This is a genomic window from Frigoribacterium salinisoli (assembly GCF_054781095.1).
Window position 1 is genome coordinate 122,993 of sequence record NZ_BAAGVB010000007.1, and the last position, 20,226, is coordinate 143,218.

Below are 20,226 nucleotides of genomic sequence, written 5' to 3' on the forward strand. Positions count from 1 at the left end.
CATGGCCATGCCATGCGCGGCTCGACTGCGGAGACCTGCGTGAACTCGTGGCACACCTTGACTGAGACGCCGACACGAGGGACGTCCGCCACGCAAGTGACAACCCTTCAAGTAAAATCGATCTGCTTGGAGCTGCCCCGGGGGTTGGTTCTACAACCGACCGGGGAGATCGATGCCGCACTCATTCACGCCTAGGACAGCGCCGGCGACACCGCGCAAGAAGGCGCTCGCGTTCGTCGACGAGACAGGTGACCGTGGCACCGGACCGAACGCATCACGGTTCTTCAGCATGGCCGGCGTGGTCGTAGCCGAGGAGGACTACGCAGCCCTGTCAGCGGCCATCATCGGGATCAAAGCCCGCTTCGGGGTCGAGAAGGCCAAGCCCCTCCACTGGAAAGATCACGTCAAGACCTTCGATCGCCGCCAGTTCGTCACGCGTGAGCTGAGCAGCATCCCAGGGCTCATCGTCAACTACGTCATCTTCGAGAAGGCCGCCATCCCCCACACGGCCGGCATGCGCTCGGATCAGTCGACGTTCTACAACTACACGGCAGGGCTGATGATGGAGCGACTGCTGCTCACTGGCCAGTATTGGCCCGGCCAGACTCGGGATGTTCGCGTCTCGTTCGGTCACGTCCGAGGTTTCGATCACGACAAGACACTCGACTACTTCCGCATCAAGAAGGAGCAAGGCCAGGGCCCGGCCCGGTGGTCGCTCCTGGAGGGGACTCCGAGGTTCCTCGCGATGTCGACGAACTCCGGGATGCAAGCGGCCGACCAGTACGCCGGCATGCTCAGTGCCGCCATGAACGTGGACCGATTCGGCGGCTACGAGGCGCAGCACTTGCTGTCCATCAGACCGCAGATCCGACGATCCTCGTCGGGCTCGAGCGCGGGCTACGGCTTCAAGACCATGACACAGCAGGTGACCCTGCAGAGCTACCCCTGGTGGCCCGCTGGAGGTCTGTAAGACGACGAACGGCCAAGGAGCCCGGGGCACCTCAACTGGATGTCCAGAAGGGTTTGACAGCAAACCTGGCGTTGTCCCCGTGGCCTCTTGACCGTTCGTGTGATCTAACTTATCACGCAGCCTGAAAATTCCTCGGATGCCGACAGCTGGACCAGAGCAACTCCTAGCAAGTGAGGGGCTCCGAGGCGATTCGAGCATCCACGGCCCCTCGGAGCGGACGGACCGCATCAGTCGTCCAGGCCCTCAAAGCTGTCGCTGACCCGGCGCCGCTCAGACTGCTCTCGATGGTGGCATCTCAACCCGGCGCGGAGGCGTGCGTGTGCGACTTGATGGATCCACTCGGACCTTCCCAACCCACCGTCTCGCACCATCTCAAGGTTTTTGTCGATGCGGGCACGCTCCACCGTGAGAAGCGTGGCACACGGGCATATTTCTCTTTGAATCCTGGCGCGCTCGATTCCCTTGCAGGCCTCCTAAGCTCCACCTCCTCTCGCGATTGACAGCTGCCAGTCACTGACCGGCCGTCGCCGCGTTCGCCTGGGACTACACGCGACTGCGTGAGTCCCCGATCACCTCATACCGCGGAGAACGCACTCAGTTGAGCAACGCGCCTCCCGGTCGGGACACTCGGCCAGGTCGTGCTCGGCACGAGCAAGGCGCGACCGGAGCCGGTCGAGCCGGGCCTGCTTCTCCTCGATCTGACGCACCTGCTCAGCCAGAAGTGGGCGCAGCGCTTCTCGGACGTCGGTGCAGGACGTCGATTCCATGGTGTTGAGGTGCGCGCCGATCTGGTCGAGGGGCAGGCCGAGTTCTTTGCTGGCTTCGATCAGGTCGAGCCGACTGAGAACGTCCGGGCTGTAGTCGCGGTACCCGTTGTGGGCCCTGGCAGGGGTCAAAAGCCCGATGGACTCGTAGTAGCGGAGCGCCGTGGCGGGGACGCCGCTGCGCTTGCTGACCTCGGAGATTCGCACACCGCGACCCTAGAGCTGCTGGCGCCGCTTGGCCTTCGAGCGGCTCGAACCTCTACGGTCACTGACGTGCCTTCCTCCTCCACACCAGTCCAGCTGTGAACGTCATCGTCTCCTGGCTCGAACACCGGCAGATCGGCCTCTACCTGGTGGCGATCCTGGCTGCCGGCGTCGTCGGCCTCACCGTGCCGGGAGCACACCACCTAGAAGGAGCGATCGAGCCCGTGCTCGCGCTGCTGCTGTTCGCGACGTTCCTCGGGGTCCCGTTCGCCGCGATCGGGAAGTCCCTCCGCGACGGACGGTTCCTCGCCGCGGTAGGGGTGCTGAACTTCGTCGTCGTCCCCCTCGTCGCGTACGGGCTGTCCCGGTTCGTCGCGCACGAGCCGGCACTGCTGTTCGGGGTGCTGCTGGTGCTGCTGACCCCATGCATCGATTACGTGATCGTGTTCGCCGGCCTTGCCGGCGGCGCGTCAGAACGACTCCTCGCCGCTGCACCGCTGCTGATGCTGGCGCAGATCCTGCTCCTGCCGTTGTACCTGCTGTTGTTCATCGGCCCCCAGGGCGTCGCCGCGGTCGAGATCGGCCCCTTCGCCCGCGCGTTCCTCCTCTTGATCGTCGTCCCGCTCACCGCGGCCGCACTCGTGCAGGCACTCGCCCGGCGACACCGATCCGGGGTCGTCATCGAGCGGACGATGCTGGGCCTGATGGTGCCGCTGATGATGGCGACCCTGTTCACCGTCGTGGCCTCGCAAGCCGGAGCTGTCGGAGGCTCCCTGGGGCAGCTGCTCGTGCTGGTGCCGATCTACGCCGGGTTCCTCGTCGTCATGGCAGGCCTCGGCATCGGCGCCGGCCGCATCTTCCGACTCGACGTGCCAGCCACCCGAGCCCTCGTGTTCAGCGGTGCGACCAGGAACTCGCTCGTGGTCTTGCCGCTCGCACTGGCCCTGCCGGCGTCACTATCGCTTGCTCCGGTGGTTGTCGTGACGCAGACACTCGTCGAACTCATCGGCATGGTGATCTTCGTCCGACTCATCCCTCGCCTCGTGCCAAGCCGACGTCATCCACCCCCGCAGGAACGAGCACGTCGGTGACATAGGTCCCGGATATTCGATCTGCGTTTATCGTCTAGGAATGCAGATCACCTTGCAGTATTTCGATGGGTGCCCGAACTGGGAAACCACAGCCGAACGGCTCGCCGCCATCGAGTCCGAACGGGAGGACTTGACCGTGATCCGGCAGGTCATCGAGACACAGGCGGACGCAGAAGCGTCAGACTTCCGCGGATCACCGACAGTACTCATCGACGGCACGCCACTTTTCCCTGTCCCGGATGCCCCACCCGGCTTAGCGTGCCGGGTCTACCTCACGCCCGACGGGCTTGCTGGTTCTCCCTCTTCTGATCAGCTTCGCGCTGCCATCTCTTCATTCGCGCGCACGGCTGGTAGTTAGCGCACCGAGACCCACTGCCTGGCAAACGATGAGTGGCCAAACCATCGCGTCAGCAGTGACTGTATAGTCAGTGCATGCTGACTCTTTCTTCGCGTGTCGACGTCATGAACCGCCTCGGGCGGGCCATGGCCGATCCGACGCGATCGCGCATCCTGCTGCACCTCCTTAACCAGCCCGGCTACCCCGGCGCTCTGGCAGAGCAGCTCGATCTCACACGGTCCAACGTGTCGAACCACCTGTCGTGCCTCCGCGGTTGCGGCATCGTCGTTGCCGTCCCCGAGGGCCGGTCGACCCGCTACGAGATCGCTGACGCTCACCTCACCAAAGCACTCACCGCGCTCGTAGACGTTGTGCTCGCTGTCGACGACGGAGAGCCCTGCACCGACGACAGCTGCGACGTCCCCCTCTGCTGCGGAACCGGCGCATGACCACGGCCGCGCTTCCTGCCCTGCTCGCCCCGGCCCGCCGGCTCCTACTGCAGCGCCGCATTCGGATCATCGTCGCCATCACGATCACGTACAACGTGATCGAGGCGATCGTCGCGATCGCCGCCGGCACCGTCGCCTCCTCGACGGCCCTGATCGGGTTCGGCCTCGACTCGATCGTGGAGGTGCTCTCGGCCGCCGCGATCGCGTGGCAATTCACCGCCCCCGACCCGGAGAAGCGGGAACGGGTCGCGCTGCGCGTCATCGCCGTGTCGTTCTTCGGCCTCGCCGCGTACGTGTCCGTCGACGCGGTGCTGGCCCTCACCGGCATCCGCGAGCCCGACCACTCCCCCGTTGGGATCGTGCTCGCCGCCGTGAGCCTGGCGATCATGCCGTTCCTCAGCCTTATCGAGCGCCGCACCGGCACCGAGCTGGGCTCGGCGTCCGCCGTGGCCGACTCGAAGCAGACCCTGATCTGCTCGTACCTGTCAGCAGCCGTGCTCGTCGGCCTCGTCCTCAACCTCTCCTTCGGCTGGACGTGGGCCGACCCCGTGGCCGGTCTCGTCATCGTCGTGTTCGCCGTCCGGGAAGGCCTCGAGGCCTGGCGCGGCGACGCGTGCAAGACACCCGTGTCGGCCCTGACGGGCGAGCGCCAGGTCGAGGCCTGCGATTGCTGCTGACCCCGGGGAAGCTCAGACGTGGGTGTGGTGCTCGTGCTGAGCGTGCTGGGCGGGCTCGATCTGGAAGGTCGAGTGCTCGACCTTGATCGAGAAGTGTTCAGCGACGCACTTCTGGAGGTCGTCGAGGATCTGAGGTGCGTGACCGTCTTGGAAGCAGGAATCCTCGACGGTGACGTGCGCACTCAGGATCGGCAGCCCCGTTGCCACGAGCGAAGCGTGCAGGTCGTGGACCTCGGTGACGTGTGGCAGCTCGAGCATGTGAGCCCGAACGTCGTCGAGGTCAAGGCCGGTGGGGGTCGATTCCATCAGCACCCCTGTTGTCTCGCGGAGCAGCTTGATGGTGCGGGGGATGATGAGCACGGCGATGAGCATTCCGGCGAGTGCGTCGGCTTGGCCCCATCCGGTGGTCATGATGATCAGGGCGCTGGCGATAACGGCCACTGAGCCGAGGGCGTCGTTGACGACCTCGAGGAACGCGGCCCGCATGTTCATGTTGGCCGAGCGGCCGGCAGTGAGAACAGTGATGGACACGATGTTCCCCACAAGTCCGATGATGCCGAAGATCAGCAGCTCAGAAGAGGGCACAGCAGGAGGCTCGAACAGGCGCCGGATGCCTTCGACGAGAGCGAAGAGGCCAACCGCAAGAAGCACCGTCGCTTGGGCTGTGGCGGCGAGCACTTCCGCTCGTTGGAAGCCCCACGTTCTTTTTGAGGTTGCGGCTCGCTTCATGAGTGTGGCTGCGAGAAGCGCCATGAAGAGGCCGCCGGCGTCGGTGAGCATGTGGGCTGCGTCGACCAGGAGCGACAGGCTTCCCGTGATGATCGAGCCGATGACTTCGACGATCAGGATCGAGGTGGTGATCCCGAAAGCGATGGCGAGGCGGCGGCGGTGGTCGGTGCCGCCGGGTGCCGCGTGATCGTGTCCTGCGCCCATGTCAGTGCCCTTCGTGGTGGTGCCGGTAAGCGGCGCCGACGGAGTGCTCGGCTTGGAAGATGGCGTCTTGGACGAGCTTGCTGGCGTGATCGTTGACGAGCCTGTAGAAGACACGGTTGCCGGCCTGACGCGTCGAGACCATCCGGGCCATACGGAGCTTGGCGAGGTGTTGCGAGACCGCAGTGGGAGATTTGTCAACGATGTCGGCCAGATGATTTACCGATAGCTCTTCGTCGCGGAGAGCAAGGATCATCCGGACACGGGTCGCGTCGGCAAGCATGGAGAACACTTCGACGGCGAGTTCCACGAACGCGTCATCCGGGTGGAGTTCCTCTTGATGCGTATCTTCGTGCATGCGAAGATGGTCACACGAGGGTTGCCTCGATGTCTAGAGTCTTGGGGCAGTTCTTCAGCGACGTACCCCTGTTGTTGATTAGCCTTTGGTCAGACCTAGCCCTGGAAGGAGGCGTGATGTTCAGAACTACGTCCGGCGCCTCCCGTTCACGGTGGTCCGTCGGGGTCTGGGCACTGTTGCTGTCCATCACAGCCGCGACCCTCGCAGCAGTTCTGGGCATCCACACCCTCGGCGACAACGCCTTCTCCGGCGGGGTGCAAGCCGCGTCGAGCGTGACGCAGGCCGTGTCGGTCGACGACCCGGCCCCTCGAGACTCTTCCCTCCCTCCACTGTCAGTCGGCGACGAGGCCATGACCGGGCTCACTGACAGCGGTGGAGTTCTGGCCTGTACCCTCCTGGCCCTCCTCTGCGTGGTGACTCTCGCTGTTGCCCTGGTGCGGATGCGGGGCGCAGCCGCCCGAACGCTCGATCCACTCGCCGGCCCCGACTCAACAGTGCCCTCCGTCCCGGATGCGCGACGCCCGGCGATCGTGAGCCTTACCGTGCTGGGCATCTCCCGAATCTAGACACTCCCCGATCGCGACCTGCGCGTCGGCGGACGATGACGATCAGTCATCAGGCGTTCGGCGTGCTCCTTCGAGACCGAGGACACCCCTTACATGCTTCGCATCGTCAGGGTGACTGCGCCGGCCCTTGTAGCCGTTCTCGCCGCCACCTTTCTTACCGCCACCCCTTCTCACGCTGCGGCCTATCCAACCTGGGATGACGTCATCGCCGCCCGCTCAAACGAGGCGGCGACCGCCGAGAAAATCACCGAATTGACCGGCCTACTGGATGGCCTCCGGCAGCAAGCCGAGACGCTGACCACTGCAGCCGATCAGCGTGGCCTTGAGCTTCAAGAGGCTCAGGATGCCGCCGACGCTGCAACGGAAGCCCTCCGTTCCCTTTCTGACGACGTCGCCCGCGCCGAGCAGGACGCCGACAATGCAGAACGGCAGATCAGCCAGTGGGCTGCGTCGCTGAGCCGTGCCGGCGGGACTGATGTCTCGATGAGCGTCGCCGTTGCCGGCGGCGACGCCGATGACCTGCTTTCCCGGCTCGGAACGGCTTCGCAGCTGACGAAGACCTCGAGCCGGATGCTAGAAAACGCGACCGCGAAAGTGAACACCGTCGGCAGCCTGCGCGATCAAGCTCAAGTCGCAACGACCGAACGGGACCGCCTCCAGGGTCTCGCGCAGACGGCCCGCGACGACGCGCTTGCCGCGGCGACCACCGCGCAAGCCGCCGTCGCTGAACAAGAGACACGGAGCATCGAGCTCGAGGCCCAACTGGCCGTGTTGAAGCAAGAAACTGCCACCGCCGAACAAGGGTACGCAGCGGCCGAAGCCGCGCGAGCCAAGGCGGCCGCCGAGGCGGCAGCTCGCGTCGCCGCCGCCCGCGCAGCAGCAGCGGCGACACCTGCGCCTGCAGCCCCCACATCCTCCGCAGTGTCGCCTTCGGGATGGACGATGCCGATCACGGCGTACTCGAGCTATCAGGCCTACGGCATGCGCATCCACCCGGTCCTTGGCTACCCGAAACTGCATGCTGGGGCTGACTTCGGGGCCTCCTGCGGAAACGCGATCTACGCCGCCACCTCGGGCACCGTCACCTATGCCGGCGCCTACGGCGGATTCGGGAACCTCATCACCGTCACATCTGCCGGCGGGGTGTCGACCAACTACGGCCACATGTATTCCTCTGGCGTTCAAGTCCGTGTCGGCCAGCAGGTCACCGCCGGTCAGCAGATCGCCCAGGTCGGCAATGCCGGCCTGTCGACGGGTTGCCACCTCCACTTCGAGCTCCGCCAGAGCGGAGCCGCCACCGACCCCATCGCCTACCTCAGAACCAAGGGAGTCTGACCATGGTCAAAAACCAGTTCATCGTCGCCGTCATCGCGCTCATCGTCACAGCCGCTGTCGTTGTCACGGTCATCATCTTTAACAGCACCCGCACCGACACCGCGCAACCCCTCGCGGCCGACCCCACGATCGCACCGGCCAATGCGGAGGTCGTTCGTGATGACACCCGCTACCTCGACCAGGTGGAGGGTGATGCCGTCACCGTCGTGGAGTTCCTGGACTTCGAGTGCGAGTCGTGCGCGGCCATGTACCCGTACGTGGAGCAGGTCCGGGAGAAGTACGCCGGGCAGATCAACGTCGCGGTCCGCTACTTCCCGATCCCGTCGCACCGGAACTCTGAGAACGCGGCCGTTGCCGTCGAGGCCGCTGCCGAGCAGGGCCAGCTCGAGGCGATGTACGGCCGCATGTACGAGACCCAGGCCGAATGGGGCGAGAAGCAGGAATCAGAAGCAGCCCTGTTCCGTACGTTCGCTGAGGACCTTGGGCTCGACATGGCGGCGTTCGACGAGGCGGTGGCCGACCCGGCGACCCTGGAGCGTGTGGTCGCCGACCGGGCGGAGGGCACCGCGCTCGGAATCACCGGCACCCCGACGTTTTTTGTCGACGGTCAGATGATCGAACTCACCGCCGTCGACGACCTCGACAAGGCAGTGGAAAGCGCAGTCGCCGGTGGCTAGGAACCGCGGGCGCGCCCGGAAAGCGCAACCCGTCGCTGCTCCCCCGCCGAACCTCCGCACGCTGGCCGTCCTCGGGCTGCTGCTGGCCTGCATCGCAGGCCCGGTCGGTTTCGTCGTCAGCCTTGTCGCGTTCATCCGCTCGCGTCGAGCAGGTGAAAAGAACACGGTCGCTTTGGTCGGGATGATCGTTGGCCTGGCCACGACTGCGGCGTTCGTCGCTGGGGTCATCTACTTCCAAGCCGTCTTTGCCGGCCAGACCGGTGTCTGCGCCGAGCTCGGCCCCGGCGACCACGACGGCGCCTTCGGCACCTTCACCTGCCCCGAGAACTGAGAAAGCCCATGACCTTCCCCCCTCTTCGAAACCTCGTGACGGCACTGTTCGTCATGCTCGCCCTCGCTGCTGGCCTCGCTGCTGGCCTCGCCGTCCTGGACGCTCGGCCCGCTGCCGCCCATGACGCACTCGCCCAAGCAGTTCCCGCGGCTGATGAGACCGTGACGACCGAACTGTCCTCGGTGACCCTGACATTCTCGGAAACACCGTTGGCTGAGTTCGCGAACGCCATCGCGTTGAACGTCACCGACCCCGCCGGGACTTCCATCACCGCAGGCGCCCCCGTGGCGGAAGGAACAACACTCTCTGTTCCCGTCGAGGTCACCGAGGCAGGTCTCCACACCGTGACGTGGCAGAGCGTGTCGAGTGACGGACACACCATCTCCGGCACCTACACCTTTACCTACGCCGGCCCCGTCGCCGCAGCTGCCCCTACGACACCGGCCCCCGCCGCGAGCACACCCGCCGCTTCGCCCTCCGCCACGGCAGAACCGACGGCACCAGATCCGACTCAGACGGCCGCTGGGCCCGCCTCGACCAACAGCATTCCACTCATCATTGGGGTGACGACATTCGCTGCGTTGATGTTGATTCCCTTGATCGTGGTCCGCCTCCTTCGAGCCCGCCGCCGGAAGAAGGCCGAGATGGCGGCCCCGGAGACAGCTGGCACTGAGGAGTGAGCACGCCACTTCATGCTCGCCGCATCACGAGCAATCCCCGACCAGGAATCACCCTGGTTGTGGCCGCGATTGCGGCCCTGGCGACCGTCGCGGTTTTGCTGGTGGCGGTGAAATCAAGCGAAATCGTGCTGATCGTGGACCCAGGAGAAATCGTCAGGTCTGGGTATGCGGTCAGCAAGACCATCAGCAACAGTGCGGCCGCGATCGCGTTGGGTACTGCGTTCCTCCTGGCCGCCGCCGTCCCCGTTCACGAGCCCTCACGGCGAAGCCTGTTCCGCCTGCTGCGCAGCTCAGCTGCTGTCTGGGCCATCGCGGGCTTCGTTGCCAGCGTGTTCACGTTCGCCAACATCAGCGGCGTTCCCCTTAACGAAGCAGGAACTGCCGCTTTCTGGTCGCAATTCTCCTTCTACAGCACCGGCATCGAGCTCGGCCAGGCGTGGACGACCACCATTGCCGCAGCAGTCCTCGTCACCGTGTGGGCGTCACTCACCCACTCCCCCGGACACGCAGCAGCCCTCGCGGGGGTGAGCGCCTTGGCCCTGATACCTCTGGCCCAGCAAGGGCATGCAGCGGGTTCGGCGTCCCACAACCTCGCGGTTGTGTCGATCCTGATGCACGTCCTGTTCGCCTCGATCTGGGTCGGCGGCCTCGTCGCCCTCGTCTGGCTCAGACGAACCCTCCCCGGCCACCTGTTCCCCGTCGTCCTCCGCCGCTACTCGGCAATCGCGTTCGCGGCCTTCGTCGCCGTGGCACTCTCGGGCCTCGTCAGTGCCACCATCCGCATCACCGACCCCGCAACGCTCACCACCACCTCCTACGGCCTCATCGTCCTCGGCAAGGTCGTTGTGTTGGTCCTCGCCGGCATCCTCGCTGCCCTCTTCCGCACGTGGCTGCTGCCGCACATCCACACCGGCCGAACGCGTCTCTTCTGGGCTCTAGCTGCCGTGGAGGTCACGTTCATGGGTGTCGCGTCCGGTCTTGCCGGCGTCCTCGCCCGCACCGCGCCTCCTGGCGCTGAGCAAGAGATCTACGAGACGGGTCCAGTGACCGCGGCTGAATCCCTCACCGGGTCGGTCTTCCCTGCACCGCCGAGCTGGGTCACCGTGTTCCAAGGTCAACCAGATCCCTTCTGGCTCCTCCTCATCATCTTCTCCGCAGCGACCTACCTCCTCGCCACCCGTGCGCAACGCCGGGCCGGGACGCCCTGGTCGTGGCATCGCAGTGCGCCCTTCCTAGCGGGCCTGCTCGTCGTCCTGTGGGTGACGTGTGGGCCGCTGTCGATCTACGCCACGTACCTCCTCAGCTCCTACGTACTGACGATCGTGGCGCTTCTGCTCGCGGGGGCCTGCATCGCTCAGGGACGCCCGGGGCATCTTGCTCTAGCGACCCTCAGACTCAGAGAAGACGGGACGAGAGGCCCCCGAGAGTGGGCCACGTTCCTCCTTCGCCGGCCCCTGGGTCTGTTCGACGACAGCCCGCTCGGGGTCGGCCTGGTCGTGCTGGTGACCGTGGTGCTGGCCATGATCCCGGCGGGCATGCGCTGGGCGGTGACTGAGCCCCTCGGACGTGTCGTCGTCCTGACGGCTGTCGTTGTCGCTGGCGCCGTGCTGGGGTCCGCTCTCCGACGGGCACTGACCGGCCGCAGAGCTGGCGACATCGCCCTGATCGGCGGCCTCGCCGCGGGTGCTCTTGCGGGTACCGCGGTGACTCTTTTGGGGTCGACCGTGATGCTCGACTGGTTTAAGACGATGAACCCCGGCGGACACCCCGCCGCCGACGCCGATCAGCGCCTCGGGAGCGTCATCCTCCTCATCAGCGCCGCCACCACAGCTCTCACCGCGGCAGTCCTGGCCCTCCGTGCTCTCACCGGGCCCCGCGCCGCCACCCCGTCCCTTACTTCGGAGGACTCACATTCATGACACATCACACCATCCGAACCTTTGTCGCCGCCGCGCTGGTCGCCACGGTGGCCATCGTCACGTCGGGTTGCGGCTCGAGCGATTCTGTCGCGGAACAGTACGCGGACGGGTCCGCGAAGAACTACATCGGCGGCGACGGCACCGTGGTGGAGATCCCTCCGGCCAACAGGGGTGAACCGATCTCCTTCACCAGCACCACGGACCTCGGCGAACCGCTGGACTCAGCCGACTACGACGGCGACGTGATGGTGGTCAATTTCTGGTACGCCGCTTGTCCCCCGTGCCGAGCCGAAGCACCCGATCTTGAAGCGTTGCACCAGCAGTACCAGGACCAAGACGTCTCCTTCATCGGAGTGAACATCCGCGATCAAGCGGACACCGCGGTTGCTTTTGCCAAGCGGTTCGACATCACCTACCCGTCCGTTATCGACGCGAACGACGGCGCCGTGCAGCTGGCCTTCGCCGGCCAGGTGTCCCCGAACGCCGTTCCCACCACGATCGTCGTCGACCGAGAGGGCCGGGCAGCCGCCCGGATTACCGGCCGAGCCGAGAAATCCATCCTCAACTCCCTCATCACCACCGTCCTCGACGAGACCCCGTGAACCTCGCCGACACCGTCTTCGACGGCCAGCTCCTCCTTGCCGTCCCGATCGCCCTCCTGGCCGGGCTGGTCTCTTTCGTGAGCCCCTGCGTTCTACCCCTGGTCCCCGGCTACCTCGGTTACGTCGGGGGTCTTGCCGACCCCACCGCGAAGACAGGCAAAAGACGTCTCCTGATCGGAGTGGGCTTGTTCGTGGCGGGGTTCGCTGCGGTGTTCATCGCTTACGGGGCCCTGTTCGGGGCGCTGAGCGTGTGGCTGATCCAGTGGCAGGGCCTCGTCACCCGCATCCTCGGTATCGTCGTGATCCTGATGGGGCTGGTATTCATCGGGCAGGTCAGCTTCCTGCAACGCTCCCTGACTCCGCGGTGGCGGCCCGTCACCGGCCTTGCCGGCGCACCGCTTCTCGGAGTCGTCTTCGGCCTGGGATGGACCCCCTGCTTCGGGCCGACCCTTGCCGCGATCTCCGCTCTCAGCCTCAGCAGTGGCTCCGCAGGACGCGGGGCCCTCCTCGGGTTGGCGTACTGCATAGGTCTCGGGCTGCCCTTCGTGCTGGTCGCCCTGGGCCTGTCCTGGGTGACCGGATCTGTGGCGTTCGTCAAACGCCACATCCGCGCCATCAACCTCGCCGGCGGCGCCGTCCTCATCGCCGTCGGCATCGCCATGGCCACCGGCATCTGGACCGCCCTGATCTACCAGCTCCAGGGCCTCATCAACGGCTTCGTCCTGCCCCTCTGACCGACCAGGAACCTATGACTTCCCTCCCTCTGCACCGCGAACGACTCACCCCCTCGCCGGCGTTTTACCTCGCGATCGTGCTCGTGATCCCCGCCACCTTCTTGGTGTTCCTGCCCATCAACGTCACCGCCGGGATCATCGTCGCGGCCGTGCTCTACCTCGGCTCTGTCGCAGCCTTCATCGGCACCTCGCCCGTCGTCCAGGTCACGCCAGATGGGTTCTTCGCCGGTCCCGCCCGCCTCACACCCGACGAGATCGGGACCATCACCACCTACACCGGCGGAGACGCCACACAACAACGCGGGCCCCGCTTGGACGCCCGGGCGTGGACGCTGTTCCGGGGGTGGGTGCATCCCGTGGTGAAGATCGAGCTTCTCGACGAGACAGACCCGGCACCGTACTGGCTTGTGTCCACCCGGCACCCCGACGAACTCGCGGCAGCCCTGGCCACGGTGACCCGCTCGAAGGAGGGCGCCTGAGATGCCGGCACTTGACCTCGCCGTTCTGCTGGGCTGGGCCCAGGGGCCGGTGTCCCCTGTCGCGATCGGCGCCGCCCTGTTGGCAGCCGGCTACGTGCTCCTATTTCGCCGGGCTCGACGCCGAGACCGGGCCCTTGCTCCTGGCCGGCGTGGCCCTGGTGTCGGACAGGCAGCGGTGTTCGTTCTGGGTTGCGTACTCATCGTCCTGGTCACCGCAACGGGGGTGCAGACCTACAGCCTGGAACTGTTCTCGGCGTTCATGTTCCAGCAGCTGACGCTGCTGATGATCGTGCCGCCGCTGCTCATCCTCGGACGACCAGGAACGGTGCTCCTGCGCGGCCTGCCCCGGCACGGCGTAGGACTTGTCGCACTTCGGGCAGCTGTCGGGTCGCTCAGATCGAGCTTCGCCCGTGCAGTCGTGAACCCGATCGCCGTGTTCCCTCTGCTGCTGGTTCCGCTGTTCGGGCTCTACCTGACCGGCGCCATCGACGCGCTCCTCGCCACGGAAGTGGGACGAGCGGCCCTGCAAATCGGCTTCGTCGCTGTGGGCGTGGTGATCATGGTTCCCCTGGTGTCCACAGACCCGCTGCCTCGACAGACGTCCTACGTCATTCGGGTCTTCGACGCGTTCCTCGAGATGCAGATCCACGCCGCCTTCGGCCTCACCCTCATCTTCAGCAGCAGCCCCCTCGTTGCAGCGTTCAGCTCCCCTTCCCCCAGCCTTGGCATTGATGCCCTCCGCGATCAGCAGCTCGCCGGTGCCCTGGTGTGGACGTACGGGGAACTCCCCGTCGTGGCGATCCTTCTCGTCAGCCTTGCCCGCTGGCAGCGCCAGGACACCCGAAAAGCCGCACGAGCGGCGAGACGGGCCGACGTCGAGGGCGACACCGAGCTCGACGACTACAACGCCTACCTCAGGACTATCAACCGTGGTGGCCGAGATGACTAGAACGCTTCCGCCACCGGCAAGGGCCCTGTGCCTCCCTCATCCACCCGTCACAACGAAGGACGCCACTCATGCCTGAATCGTTCTGGGGCTCAGCTATCTTCTCCGTCGTCCCGAGCCTGGTGGTGGGGCTCATCTTCTGGTTCGTTGTCCGGGCACTCGTGCGCGCCGACCGCAACGAACGGCAGGCCTACGCAGCGATCGACAAAGAAGAACGCGAGCGGGCCGCGCAGCGACGTGGCGACGCGCCAGAAAACCCCGACGGCACATGAGGCCGCCAGTCGAGGTATCGACGGCTCCCGCGGTCATGCCGTTGCCTGCTGCTTTCGCGGCCGCGGCGGCAGGCGGAGCCGTTCTTGATGGCGCCTTTCCCGACAAGAACTGGTGGCCTCTAGCCTTCCTGGGGATCGGGTTGATCCTGGCGGCCCTACCCGGACGACGCGCAGGGGCAGCGTTCTCTGTCGGGCTTGTCGCAGGCGTTTCGTTCTACGGCTTCCACATTCAGTGGGTAGCGCTCTTCCTCGGGCCCGTCCCGATCACCGCGCTAGTTCTCTTGCAGGCATTGCTGTTCGCTGCGGGATGCACGGCAATCACCCTGGCGTATCGATGGCTCCCCCAACTGTGGCCAGGCCCGTGGGGAGCCTGCCTCGGAGTCCCTGCCGTGGTGGCGGCGGTGTGGTGTGCCCGTGAGGCGGTGTCGAGCACCTGGCCGTACGGCGGGTTCTCCTGGGGTCGGGCCGCGATGTCACAATCCACCAGCCCTCTCCGAGAGTCCTTCGCGTGGCTAGGGATATCTGGTGTCGGGTTCGTCATGGTCCTCGTTGTCGCGATGATTCTGCAGATCGTCAGCACCAGAACGCTGCGACACCCCGGCCAATGGATCGCACCGGTGGCCGCGGCCGCCATGCTCGTGGGTCTGCCGGCGTGGCCCCTCGCGCAGACAGGGACAATGCGGGTGGGCGCTGTACAAGGGAATGGCCCAGCGGGCTACTTCGACGACAGCAACCCCGGGGACCTCACCCAGGCCCAAGTAGACGCCACCACGCCCCTTCTCGATGAACGTCTCGATGCTGTTCTCTGGCCCGAAGGCGCCACGGACCGAAGCCCCCTCGATGACGACGACACGGCTGCAACATTCGATGCGATCGCCCAGGCAACCGCTGCGCCCCTGATCGGATGGGCCATCACGGAACGTGACGGAAAGACCTACAACACGGAGATCCAATGGGAGCCAGGCGCCGGCCCTGTCGACTTCTACGACAAGAAGCACCCCGTCCCGTTCGGGGAGTATGTCCCCGACCGGGCGTTCTGGCGATCCCTGGCACCTGACCTGGTCGACATGGTCGCTCGCGACTACACCCCAGGGACAACCGACCCCATCTTCGACATCTCTGGAGTTCCCGTAGGCATAAGCATCTGCTTCGACATCGTCGACGACGACGTACTCCGCCAGTCCGTCACCGAAGGGGCCCAGGTGCTGTTCTCGTCGTCCAACAACGCCGACTTCGGACGCTCCGACCAAAGCGCCCAGCAACTCGCTATCGCCCAGATCCGTGCCATCGAACTGGGGCGAAGCGTCGTCAACATCTCCACCGTGGGGCGCAGCGCGGTGATCGCTCCCGACGGGTCAATCTCGAAGGAGTTGCCGTGGCACGCTCCTGGCGCCCTCATCGCTGATGTGCCGCTTGCAAACTCGGTAACACCCGCCGCACGCTGGGGTGGAGAAATCGAAACGGCTCTTGCCGTTCTGGGCTTTGGGTCACTTATCGGCGCGTTTCTCGTGCTCCATAGACCGCGCTTAACCTCGCGGAGCTGCCACAGAAACGTGCCCTAAACACACCAAGGTGTCTATCCGTGAGCAACGGTTGCGTTTCCTGTGACAGCTCCTGGTGGGGCGTCAGTTCCGTCCCAGAGTTATGAGGTGGCTGCCGCCCGTCGACGGAGGAGCGCTTTGACCATTGGGTAGGCGGTGACAAGTCCGAGGATCAAACCGACCTGCATGAGGAAAAAGAACCGGACGTCGGTCGGAGAAGGCATGAAGTTTCCGAAGTGCATGAAAAGCATCCATCCCCCCATTCCGATGTCGAATGCCAAAACGGTGAGGGTGGCGGTGATGACCATGACGCCGATGTTTCTCTTCCCGGCTCCTCCGGAAGCACTGGAGCTAACGGCGTATTCGAAAACGAAGAGGAGGCCGATCGCTAGGGCGGCGATGACGATGATGAGCACCCAGAGGTTGGTGCCGGCAATGGTGAGGCCGCTAGCGACCACAAGTGGCACGCCAATGAAGTGACCGACAGTTGCTGCTGCTCCCCCAGGTGCGCTACCTGCAATCGTCTGTGCGGCCTCTTGGTCATCGCTCGGCCCTGAGTTCGGCCGCGCAGGGTTGGTCGTACCCCATCGGTTATAGGCCCAGATTGCAACTGGGCCCAAGAACAGAGCAGCTACCGGCCAGACGACGTTCATGGCTAGGTCTTGCTTTCGCTGGTGGCGCCCTCGGGTGATGATCTGCAGCAGCACAACGGCTGCGCTGATCACCCCGAGGCCAACGAAGAACCAGGAAACGGGTGTCACCCAGGCGGGGAAAAGGGGATCCATAGAGGACATGTCACCATTCATGACTAAAGGTCTTTCTGTAAGGGGGTGAGAATTAGGGGTGCCTCAAAGATCACGCGCCAAGGCACGGCCAAATGAGGGCTTCGTCAAACCGGAACAAGGTCAACGAACCGCTTCTCGGAGGCTCGTAAGCCACCGATGCGGTCGCAATGTGAGTCGCCTAGTGCGCCGTTTTTTTGCCGGCTTTAACGAGAGCTGAGGAGGGCATCCATTTGATCGATCTGTGCCGCCTGGGTCTCGACGATGTTCTTCGCCATCTCGACTGCGTCCGGGTTCTCCCCGCCGTCGACTTCCTGCTGCGCCATGTCCACGGCGCCCTTGTGGTGCTCGGTCATCTGCTCCAGGAACAGCCGTGACGCCTCAGCACCCTCGGCGTCGTCCAGAGCCGTCATGTCGGATTCGCTCATCATGCCGTCCATGGAGTGATCCATCGACGCGGACGTGTCCTGACCCCAGTCATCCAGCCACGTGGTGAGCTGGTCGATCTCGGGGCCTTGCTCGTCCTTGATCGTTTCCGCCAAAGCGAGAACGTCGGAGTCGACGCTGTCGCCCTTGGCGATGAACATGTCGCTCATCTCCACGGCCTGCTCGTGGTGCGGGAGCATCATCTGGGCGAACATGACGTCCTGGTCGTTGAAGACAGCTGACTCCGACGACGAAGAGCTATCGGAGGAAGTGTTACCGGCAGTGTCGGCGCAACCAGCCAGAGTGAGGGTGGCGACGATGGCCGTGGCGCTGATGAGCAGAGTTTTGGTGCGGTTCATAGTTGTCCCTTGGGGTGAGAAAAGTGACGACGCGGTGACGCGATCGCGGGTCTCATGCGGGGAGCGATCCCCAAGGGTCGTTTAGATGCGGAGAATGTTCAGCTGTGTCAAGTCTGGTGTCAGACGTGGAAGCGTGAAGGACGGGGCAATCGGGCGTGTGTTGAGGGTCTTGGAGAGGGTGAACAACGCACGTGTCTGACGTCGCCAGGTTGCTGACCAAGCGAACAGGACGAGGACCACGAGGCAGGCCATGCCCATGATTGCGCAGAGCATCGTGCAGTCGTCCTGCATCGCAGAGGAAGCGACGGGGGCAGCTTCTGCATAGGCAGTATGCGCGCTCTCGGTCTCGGTGTGATGGCTGGCCATGGAAGGAGGGCACCCCTCGGCAGGGCCCGCGAGCGTATGCATCAGTAATGCGCTACCGATAAGCACAAAAATCAAGAGGACAGCCATACCCAAACGCCCAAGGCCCAGCGGGGATCGGGCGTGGACGGCGGGCATGCGATCTCCTGAGGTTAGTTCGTTCGCGAGTTTACAAGTCGTGTGCTTCCTGCTTCGGGAAACCTGGAAGCGTTGAAACTCTTGGTGGCAGTCTCCGAGGTTCGCCCTGGCCCTGGCAGCATTTGGCACCTGGCACAAGGGGAGGTACCCGATCGGTACAGCGACGCCTGGATGCCAAGGCTGACGCATAGGTGCGACCACACCTCGCCTGGCGACTCGTGCTGCTCTTCGCGCATTGCACATGGTCGGCGTGTGCTCGCCTGCCTCTTAGACCGTCGGAGGTGTGCCAGACGCTCGATGAGAGGTGGGCTTTGAACCGGACGCCACGGATACAACCGCGAAGCTGATGAGACCGACTGTGGTGAAGATGTCGGCGACATTGAAGATGGCAAACCAGTCGATCGCGATGAAGTCGACGACCTCACCAGACAAGGGGCCTTTGTCCGCTCGCGAGATGCGGTCCCAAACGTTGCCCATGGCTCCGCCGAGAACGACCGCGAGAAGGAACGTCGCAAACGTCCCTCTTCCCTTCAGCGCCCGAACAAGGACCCAGGCGGCAAGGGCCGCAACGATCACGATGATGCCAACGGTCAGGGCTGGGCCGAACTCGCCCCCGAGACCAAACGCGACACCGGGGTTGAACACGAGCCGGAGACTTGCGCCGAGTCCTAAATCGATTTGACGCTCTGCGCCGAGATACGACAGCGCCCACGCCTTCGACACCTGATCAAGAACGAACGCAGCCGCACTGATCACGACTGCACCGGCGACCCGCCCCCCGGCCGTCACGACAGGGCCTCGACGAGCCGAATGAGCACGCCGGACTCGATCAGGATGTAGAGCCCGAGGCCAATGAACACTGCGGGCACGAGCCAGTGCTCGACTCTTTCGAGCAGCTCACTGACGGTTTTGCTCGTTCCGATGAAGCGAGCGATGAGGCACCACACCGCCACCAGGACAAGGAACACGATGATTGTGACGACGGTGTCCTGCACAGGATTTGTCCGGAACACGGGCGTGTAGAGCGAGATGTTGTCGGCACCGTTGGCGATTGTGATGCCGGCGACTCCTAGGAGACCAACTGCGGAAATTGCGTCATTGTCGTCGTCATCATCGCCTCGGCGCCGAAGGGTGCGACCGAGACCGTAGATGCCGATGGCGAGTGGAATGAGGCCGAGGAATCCGACCCATTTATCCGGAACGATGGTGAGCCCGGCGGCGGCCACCACGCTGATGGCGACGAGGGTCACGAACCCGGCGTATTGGCCGGCAACGACCTTCCACCCGGGCAGAGAGCCTCGTGCCGAGGCAACGAAGAGAACGGTCAGGACGACGAGGTCGTCGATGTTGGTGGCCGCGAAAAGACCGACCGCGGCGACGATGGTGCCGATCATCGGGTCTGACTTCCGTAAGTCGTGCACAAGTCGACCTTGTGCCCGGTAGAGGCAAGGAGCTGCTCGGCGGATTCGAGGACGTCGAGGACTTCCGGTGTGGCCACTGAGTAGAAGTTCTGCCGCCCCTCGGCGCGAGCGGTGACAAGGCCACAGTCTCGAAGGCAGGCAACATGCTCAGAAACAGTGGACTGGGCTAAACCGAGTTCATCAGTGAGATCCCGGACACGCGCTTCGCTCTGGCTGAGTCGGCGCAGGATGAGCAGACGGCTCGGGTCTGCCAGCGAATGGAACAGCGAGACCGCTGCAGTTAGTTCTTCTATGATCGGCACAAGCCGATGATATCCCTTACCGTCGATGTGCTTCTACTGTCTCGATAGACGATCCCCTATCGGGCGCTCCAAGCACGCGCTTCTACAGGGCTGAACGTCGGCGCATGCTCGTGGTTGCATCAGGTTCGCGACCGCTTCGTGCAGCCGCATCAGTCGGCGGCCGCCGACTCCCTTTTCCGTTTCGACGAACGAGTGAGCAGGAGAAAGCATCATGAGCAACACCGTCATCCATGACTTGGTTTCCGAGATGCTGAGTCAGCTTCCGTCCGGTGGAGGCATCGTGGCTGTGGATGGCGATGCTGGCGAGCATCTCTCGGACATGGGCAGTCAGTTAGCTCGGGAGATCAGCGCGAGAGGCCTCACGTCGTCGGTCCGATCATTCACGGGCGCAGACTTCGAGTCTTCACCCGCCGGCACGGACGTGCTGTTGGTCGTCGGCGAAGGCGCGTTGCAGCCTGGCGTCCGGACGCGGTGGAACTGGACTCTGTGGGTCGAAGCCTCCGGGGTGCGTGATCCGGCGAGCAACGACCGCAGTGCGGTGGCGTTCGAGAGCTACCGGTCGCGTGACGAGCC

General features: G+C 64.7%; 27 protein-coding genes. 18 read left to right on the forward strand and 9 right to left on the reverse strand.

All coding sequences use genetic code 11. The features are described 5' to 3' along the window. Positions 1-172 precede the first annotated feature (172 nt). Both ACYVHQ_RS14100 and ACYVHQ_RS14105 read left to right on the forward strand, forming a co-directional pair. Positions 173-970: a DUF3800 domain-containing protein gene (locus ACYVHQ_RS14100; RefSeq protein WP_133739152.1), complete on the forward strand. Its 798-nt coding sequence runs from the start codon at positions 173-175 to the stop codon at positions 968-970. Between the two features lie 188 nt (positions 971-1,158). Further along, positions 1,159-1,470, forward strand: a complete 312-nt coding sequence (locus ACYVHQ_RS14105) for an ArsR/SmtB family transcription factor (RefSeq protein WP_235491489.1) — start codon at positions 1,159-1,161, stop codon at positions 1,468-1,470. A 69-nt stretch (positions 1,471-1,539) separates the two neighbouring features. Here ACYVHQ_RS14105 and ACYVHQ_RS14110 read toward each other — a convergent pair whose 3' ends face one another. After that, on the reverse strand, positions 1,540-1,941 hold the full coding sequence (locus ACYVHQ_RS14110) for a MerR family transcriptional regulator (protein ID WP_056260024.1): 402 nt from the start codon (positions 1,939-1,941) through the stop codon (positions 1,540-1,542). 95 nt (positions 1,942-2,036) lie between these two features. On the opposite strand from ACYVHQ_RS14110, the gene ACYVHQ_RS14115 reads away from it, so the two are divergent. The 4 genes from ACYVHQ_RS14115 to ACYVHQ_RS14130 all read left to right on the forward strand — a co-directional run bounded on the left by ACYVHQ_RS14115 (position 2,037) and on the right by ACYVHQ_RS14130 (position 4,492). Then, positions 2,037-3,029 carry an arsenic resistance protein gene (locus tag ACYVHQ_RS14115; RefSeq protein ID WP_460514125.1) on the forward strand — a complete coding sequence of 331 codons (993 nt, stop codon included), beginning with the start codon at positions 2,037-2,039 and terminating at the stop codon, positions 3,027-3,029. Between the two features lie 40 nt (positions 3,030-3,069). Next, complete coding sequence (locus ACYVHQ_RS14120) at positions 3,070-3,387, forward strand: thioredoxin family protein (RefSeq protein WP_460514127.1); 318 nt, start codon at positions 3,070-3,072, stop codon at positions 3,385-3,387. A 74-nt stretch (positions 3,388-3,461) separates the two neighbouring features. Further along, positions 3,462-3,815, forward strand: a complete 354-nt coding sequence (gene cmtR, locus ACYVHQ_RS14125) for a Cd(II)/Pb(II)-sensing metalloregulatory transcriptional regulator CmtR (RefSeq protein ID WP_056260029.1) — start codon at positions 3,462-3,464, stop codon at positions 3,813-3,815. After that, positions 3,812-4,492 carry a cation diffusion facilitator family transporter gene (locus ACYVHQ_RS14130; RefSeq protein ID WP_460514129.1) on the forward strand — a complete coding sequence of 227 codons (681 nt, stop codon included), beginning with the start codon at positions 3,812-3,814 and terminating at the stop codon, positions 4,490-4,492. The genes cmtR and ACYVHQ_RS14130 overlap by 4 nt, the downstream gene beginning before the upstream one ends. 12 nt (positions 4,493-4,504) lie before the next feature. On the opposite strand, the gene ACYVHQ_RS14135 is transcribed toward ACYVHQ_RS14130, so the two are convergent. The 3 genes from ACYVHQ_RS14135 to ACYVHQ_RS14145 are packed head-to-tail and all read right to left on the reverse strand — an operon-like array spanning position 4,505 to position 6,333. Continuing rightward, complete coding sequence (locus tag ACYVHQ_RS14135; protein WP_123517309.1) at positions 4,505-5,425, reverse strand: cation diffusion facilitator family transporter; 921 nt, start codon at positions 5,423-5,425, stop codon at positions 4,505-4,507. A gap of 1 nt (position 5,426) precedes the next feature. Further along, positions 5,427-5,780, reverse strand: a complete 354-nt coding sequence (locus ACYVHQ_RS14140; protein ID WP_191330333.1) for an ArsR/SmtB family transcription factor — start codon at positions 5,778-5,780, stop codon at positions 5,427-5,429. Positions 5,781-5,790: 10 nt separating this feature from the next. Further along, positions 5,791-6,333 (reverse strand): hypothetical protein, encoded by a 543-nt coding sequence (locus ACYVHQ_RS14145; RefSeq protein ID WP_460514132.1) that lies wholly within the window; start codon positions 6,331-6,333, stop codon positions 5,791-5,793. Between the two features lie 106 nt (positions 6,334-6,439). Here ACYVHQ_RS14145 and ACYVHQ_RS14150 point away from each other — a divergent pair, with 106 nt between their 5' ends. The 11 genes from ACYVHQ_RS14150 (at position 6,440) to lnt (ending at position 15,883) form a co-directional block, all read left to right on the forward strand. Further along, the gene (locus ACYVHQ_RS14150) at positions 6,440-7,681 is read left to right on the forward strand and encodes a peptidoglycan DD-metalloendopeptidase family protein (RefSeq protein ID WP_460514134.1); all 1,242 of its coding nucleotides are present in this window, start codon (positions 6,440-6,442) and stop codon (positions 7,679-7,681) included. Between the two features lie 2 nt (positions 7,682-7,683). Continuing rightward, positions 7,684-8,358, forward strand: a complete 675-nt coding sequence (locus ACYVHQ_RS14155; protein ID WP_460514136.1) for a DsbA family protein — start codon at positions 7,684-7,686, stop codon at positions 8,356-8,358. Continuing rightward, positions 8,351-8,689 carry a hypothetical protein gene (locus ACYVHQ_RS14160; RefSeq protein ID WP_123571445.1) on the forward strand — a complete coding sequence of 113 codons (339 nt, stop codon included), beginning with the start codon at positions 8,351-8,353 and terminating at the stop codon, positions 8,687-8,689. The genes ACYVHQ_RS14155 and ACYVHQ_RS14160 overlap by 8 nt, the downstream gene beginning before the upstream one ends. 8 nt (positions 8,690-8,697) lie before the next feature. After that, the gene (locus ACYVHQ_RS14165) at positions 8,698-9,369 is read left to right on the forward strand and encodes a copper resistance CopC family protein (protein WP_460514138.1); all 672 of its coding nucleotides are present in this window, start codon (positions 8,698-8,700) and stop codon (positions 9,367-9,369) included. Further along, positions 9,366-11,288 carry a cytochrome c oxidase assembly protein gene (locus ACYVHQ_RS14170; protein ID WP_148053699.1) on the forward strand — a complete coding sequence of 641 codons (1,923 nt, stop codon included), beginning with the start codon at positions 9,366-9,368 and terminating at the stop codon, positions 11,286-11,288. The genes ACYVHQ_RS14165 and ACYVHQ_RS14170 overlap by 4 nt, the downstream gene beginning before the upstream one ends. Next, positions 11,285-11,890 (forward strand): TlpA family protein disulfide reductase, encoded by a 606-nt coding sequence (locus ACYVHQ_RS14175; protein ID WP_133739147.1) that lies wholly within the window; start codon positions 11,285-11,287, stop codon positions 11,888-11,890. The genes ACYVHQ_RS14170 and ACYVHQ_RS14175 overlap by 4 nt, the downstream gene beginning before the upstream one ends. Continuing rightward, positions 11,887-12,624, forward strand: coding sequence for a cytochrome c biogenesis CcdA family protein (locus ACYVHQ_RS14180; RefSeq protein ID WP_056260046.1), 738 nt, complete (start codon positions 11,887-11,889; stop codon positions 12,622-12,624). Before ACYVHQ_RS14175 ends, ACYVHQ_RS14180 begins: the two co-directional genes overlap by 4 nt. Positions 12,625-12,638: 14 nt before the next feature. Next, complete coding sequence (locus ACYVHQ_RS14185) at positions 12,639-13,103, forward strand: DUF3093 domain-containing protein (protein WP_056260048.1); 465 nt, start codon at positions 12,639-12,641, stop codon at positions 13,101-13,103. A 1-nt stretch (position 13,104) separates the two neighbouring features. After that, positions 13,105-14,052: a cytochrome c oxidase assembly protein gene (locus ACYVHQ_RS14190; protein WP_460514141.1), complete on the forward strand. Its 948-nt coding sequence runs from the start codon at positions 13,105-13,107 to the stop codon at positions 14,050-14,052. Between the two features lie 68 nt (positions 14,053-14,120). Then, positions 14,121-14,321, forward strand: a complete 201-nt coding sequence (locus tag ACYVHQ_RS14195) for a hypothetical protein (protein WP_133739143.1) — start codon at positions 14,121-14,123, stop codon at positions 14,319-14,321. A gap of 35 nt (positions 14,322-14,356) precedes the next feature. Further along, on the forward strand, positions 14,357-15,883 hold the full coding sequence (lnt, locus tag ACYVHQ_RS14200; protein WP_460514143.1) for an apolipoprotein N-acyltransferase: 1,527 nt from the start codon (positions 14,357-14,359) through the stop codon (positions 15,881-15,883). Between the two features lie 80 nt (positions 15,884-15,963). Here the strand turns inward: lnt and ACYVHQ_RS14205 are convergent, their stop codons facing one another. The 5 genes from ACYVHQ_RS14205 to ACYVHQ_RS14225 all read right to left on the reverse strand — a co-directional run bounded on the left by ACYVHQ_RS14205 (position 15,964) and on the right by ACYVHQ_RS14225 (position 19,653). Beyond that, positions 15,964-16,647, reverse strand: a complete 684-nt coding sequence (locus ACYVHQ_RS14205; RefSeq protein WP_460514145.1) for a DUF4396 domain-containing protein — start codon at positions 16,645-16,647, stop codon at positions 15,964-15,966. Between the two features lie 203 nt (positions 16,648-16,850). Continuing rightward, positions 16,851-17,429: a DUF305 domain-containing protein gene (locus tag ACYVHQ_RS14210; protein WP_460514147.1), complete on the reverse strand. Its 579-nt coding sequence runs from the start codon at positions 17,427-17,429 to the stop codon at positions 16,851-16,853. Between the two features lie 768 nt (positions 17,430-18,197). Continuing rightward, the gene (locus tag ACYVHQ_RS14215) at positions 18,198-18,686 is read right to left on the reverse strand and encodes a signal peptidase II (protein WP_460514149.1); all 489 of its coding nucleotides are present in this window, start codon (positions 18,684-18,686) and stop codon (positions 18,198-18,200) included. A gap of 29 nt (positions 18,687-18,715) precedes the next feature. After that, entirely contained in the window at positions 18,716-19,324 is a 609-nt protein-coding gene (locus tag ACYVHQ_RS14220; RefSeq protein ID WP_460514151.1) for a cadmium resistance transporter, read from the reverse strand. Then, positions 19,321-19,653 carry an ArsR/SmtB family transcription factor gene (locus ACYVHQ_RS14225; RefSeq protein WP_460514153.1) on the reverse strand — a complete coding sequence of 111 codons (333 nt, stop codon included), beginning with the start codon at positions 19,651-19,653 and terminating at the stop codon, positions 19,321-19,323. Before ACYVHQ_RS14225 ends, ACYVHQ_RS14220 begins: the two co-directional genes overlap by 4 nt. A gap of 211 nt (positions 19,654-19,864) precedes the next feature. On the opposite strand from ACYVHQ_RS14225, the gene ACYVHQ_RS14230 reads away from it, so the two are divergent. Beyond that, positions 19,865-20,226, forward strand: a 362-nt coding sequence (locus ACYVHQ_RS14230; RefSeq protein WP_460514155.1) for a hypothetical protein, incomplete at its 3' end; no start/stop codon positions are given.

Coding starts and splice junctions, on each gene's coding strand:
- ACYVHQ_RS14100 (WP_133739152.1), top strand. CDS start 173: ATGCCGCACTCATTCACGCCTAGGACAGCGCCGGCGACACCGCGCAAG.
- ACYVHQ_RS14120 (WP_460514127.1), top strand. CDS start 3,070: ATGCAGATCACCTTGCAGTATTTCGATGGGTGCCCGAACTGGGAAACC.
- cmtR (WP_056260029.1), top strand. CDS start 3,462: ATGCTGACTCTTTCTTCGCGTGTCGACGTCATGAACCGCCTCGGGCGG.
- ACYVHQ_RS14130 (WP_460514129.1), top strand. CDS start 3,812: ATGACCACGGCCGCGCTTCCTGCCCTGCTCGCCCCGGCCCGCCGGCTC.
- ACYVHQ_RS14135 (WP_123517309.1), bottom strand. CDS start 5,425: ATGGGCGCAGGACACGATCACGCGGCACCCGGCGGCACCGACCACCGC.
- ACYVHQ_RS14140 (WP_191330333.1), bottom strand. CDS start 5,780: ATGCACGAAGATACGCATCAAGAGGAACTCCACCCGGATGACGCGTTC.
- ACYVHQ_RS14145 (WP_460514132.1), bottom strand. CDS start 6,333: ATGCCCAGCACGGTAAGGCTCACGATCGCCGGGCGTCGCGCATCCGGG.
- ACYVHQ_RS14150 (WP_460514134.1), top strand. CDS start 6,440: ATGCTTCGCATCGTCAGGGTGACTGCGCCGGCCCTTGTAGCCGTTCTC.
- ACYVHQ_RS14155 (WP_460514136.1), top strand. CDS start 7,684: ATGGTCAAAAACCAGTTCATCGTCGCCGTCATCGCGCTCATCGTCACA.
- ACYVHQ_RS14165 (WP_460514138.1), top strand. CDS start 8,698: ATGACCTTCCCCCCTCTTCGAAACCTCGTGACGGCACTGTTCGTCATG.
- ACYVHQ_RS14175 (WP_133739147.1), top strand. CDS start 11,285: ATGACACATCACACCATCCGAACCTTTGTCGCCGCCGCGCTGGTCGCC.
- ACYVHQ_RS14185 (WP_056260048.1), top strand. CDS start 12,639: ATGACTTCCCTCCCTCTGCACCGCGAACGACTCACCCCCTCGCCGGCG.
- ACYVHQ_RS14190 (WP_460514141.1), top strand. CDS start 13,105: ATGCCGGCACTTGACCTCGCCGTTCTGCTGGGCTGGGCCCAGGGGCCG.
- ACYVHQ_RS14195 (WP_133739143.1), top strand. CDS start 14,121: ATGCCTGAATCGTTCTGGGGCTCAGCTATCTTCTCCGTCGTCCCGAGC.
- lnt (WP_460514143.1), top strand. CDS start 14,357: ATGCCGTTGCCTGCTGCTTTCGCGGCCGCGGCGGCAGGCGGAGCCGTT.
- ACYVHQ_RS14205 (WP_460514145.1), bottom strand. CDS start 16,647: ATGGATCCCCTTTTCCCCGCCTGGGTGACACCCGTTTCCTGGTTCTTC.
- ACYVHQ_RS14210 (WP_460514147.1), bottom strand. CDS start 17,429: ATGAACCGCACCAAAACTCTGCTCATCAGCGCCACGGCCATCGTCGCC.
- ACYVHQ_RS14220 (WP_460514151.1), bottom strand. CDS start 19,324: ATGATCGGCACCATCGTCGCCGCGGTCGGTCTTTTCGCGGCCACCAAC.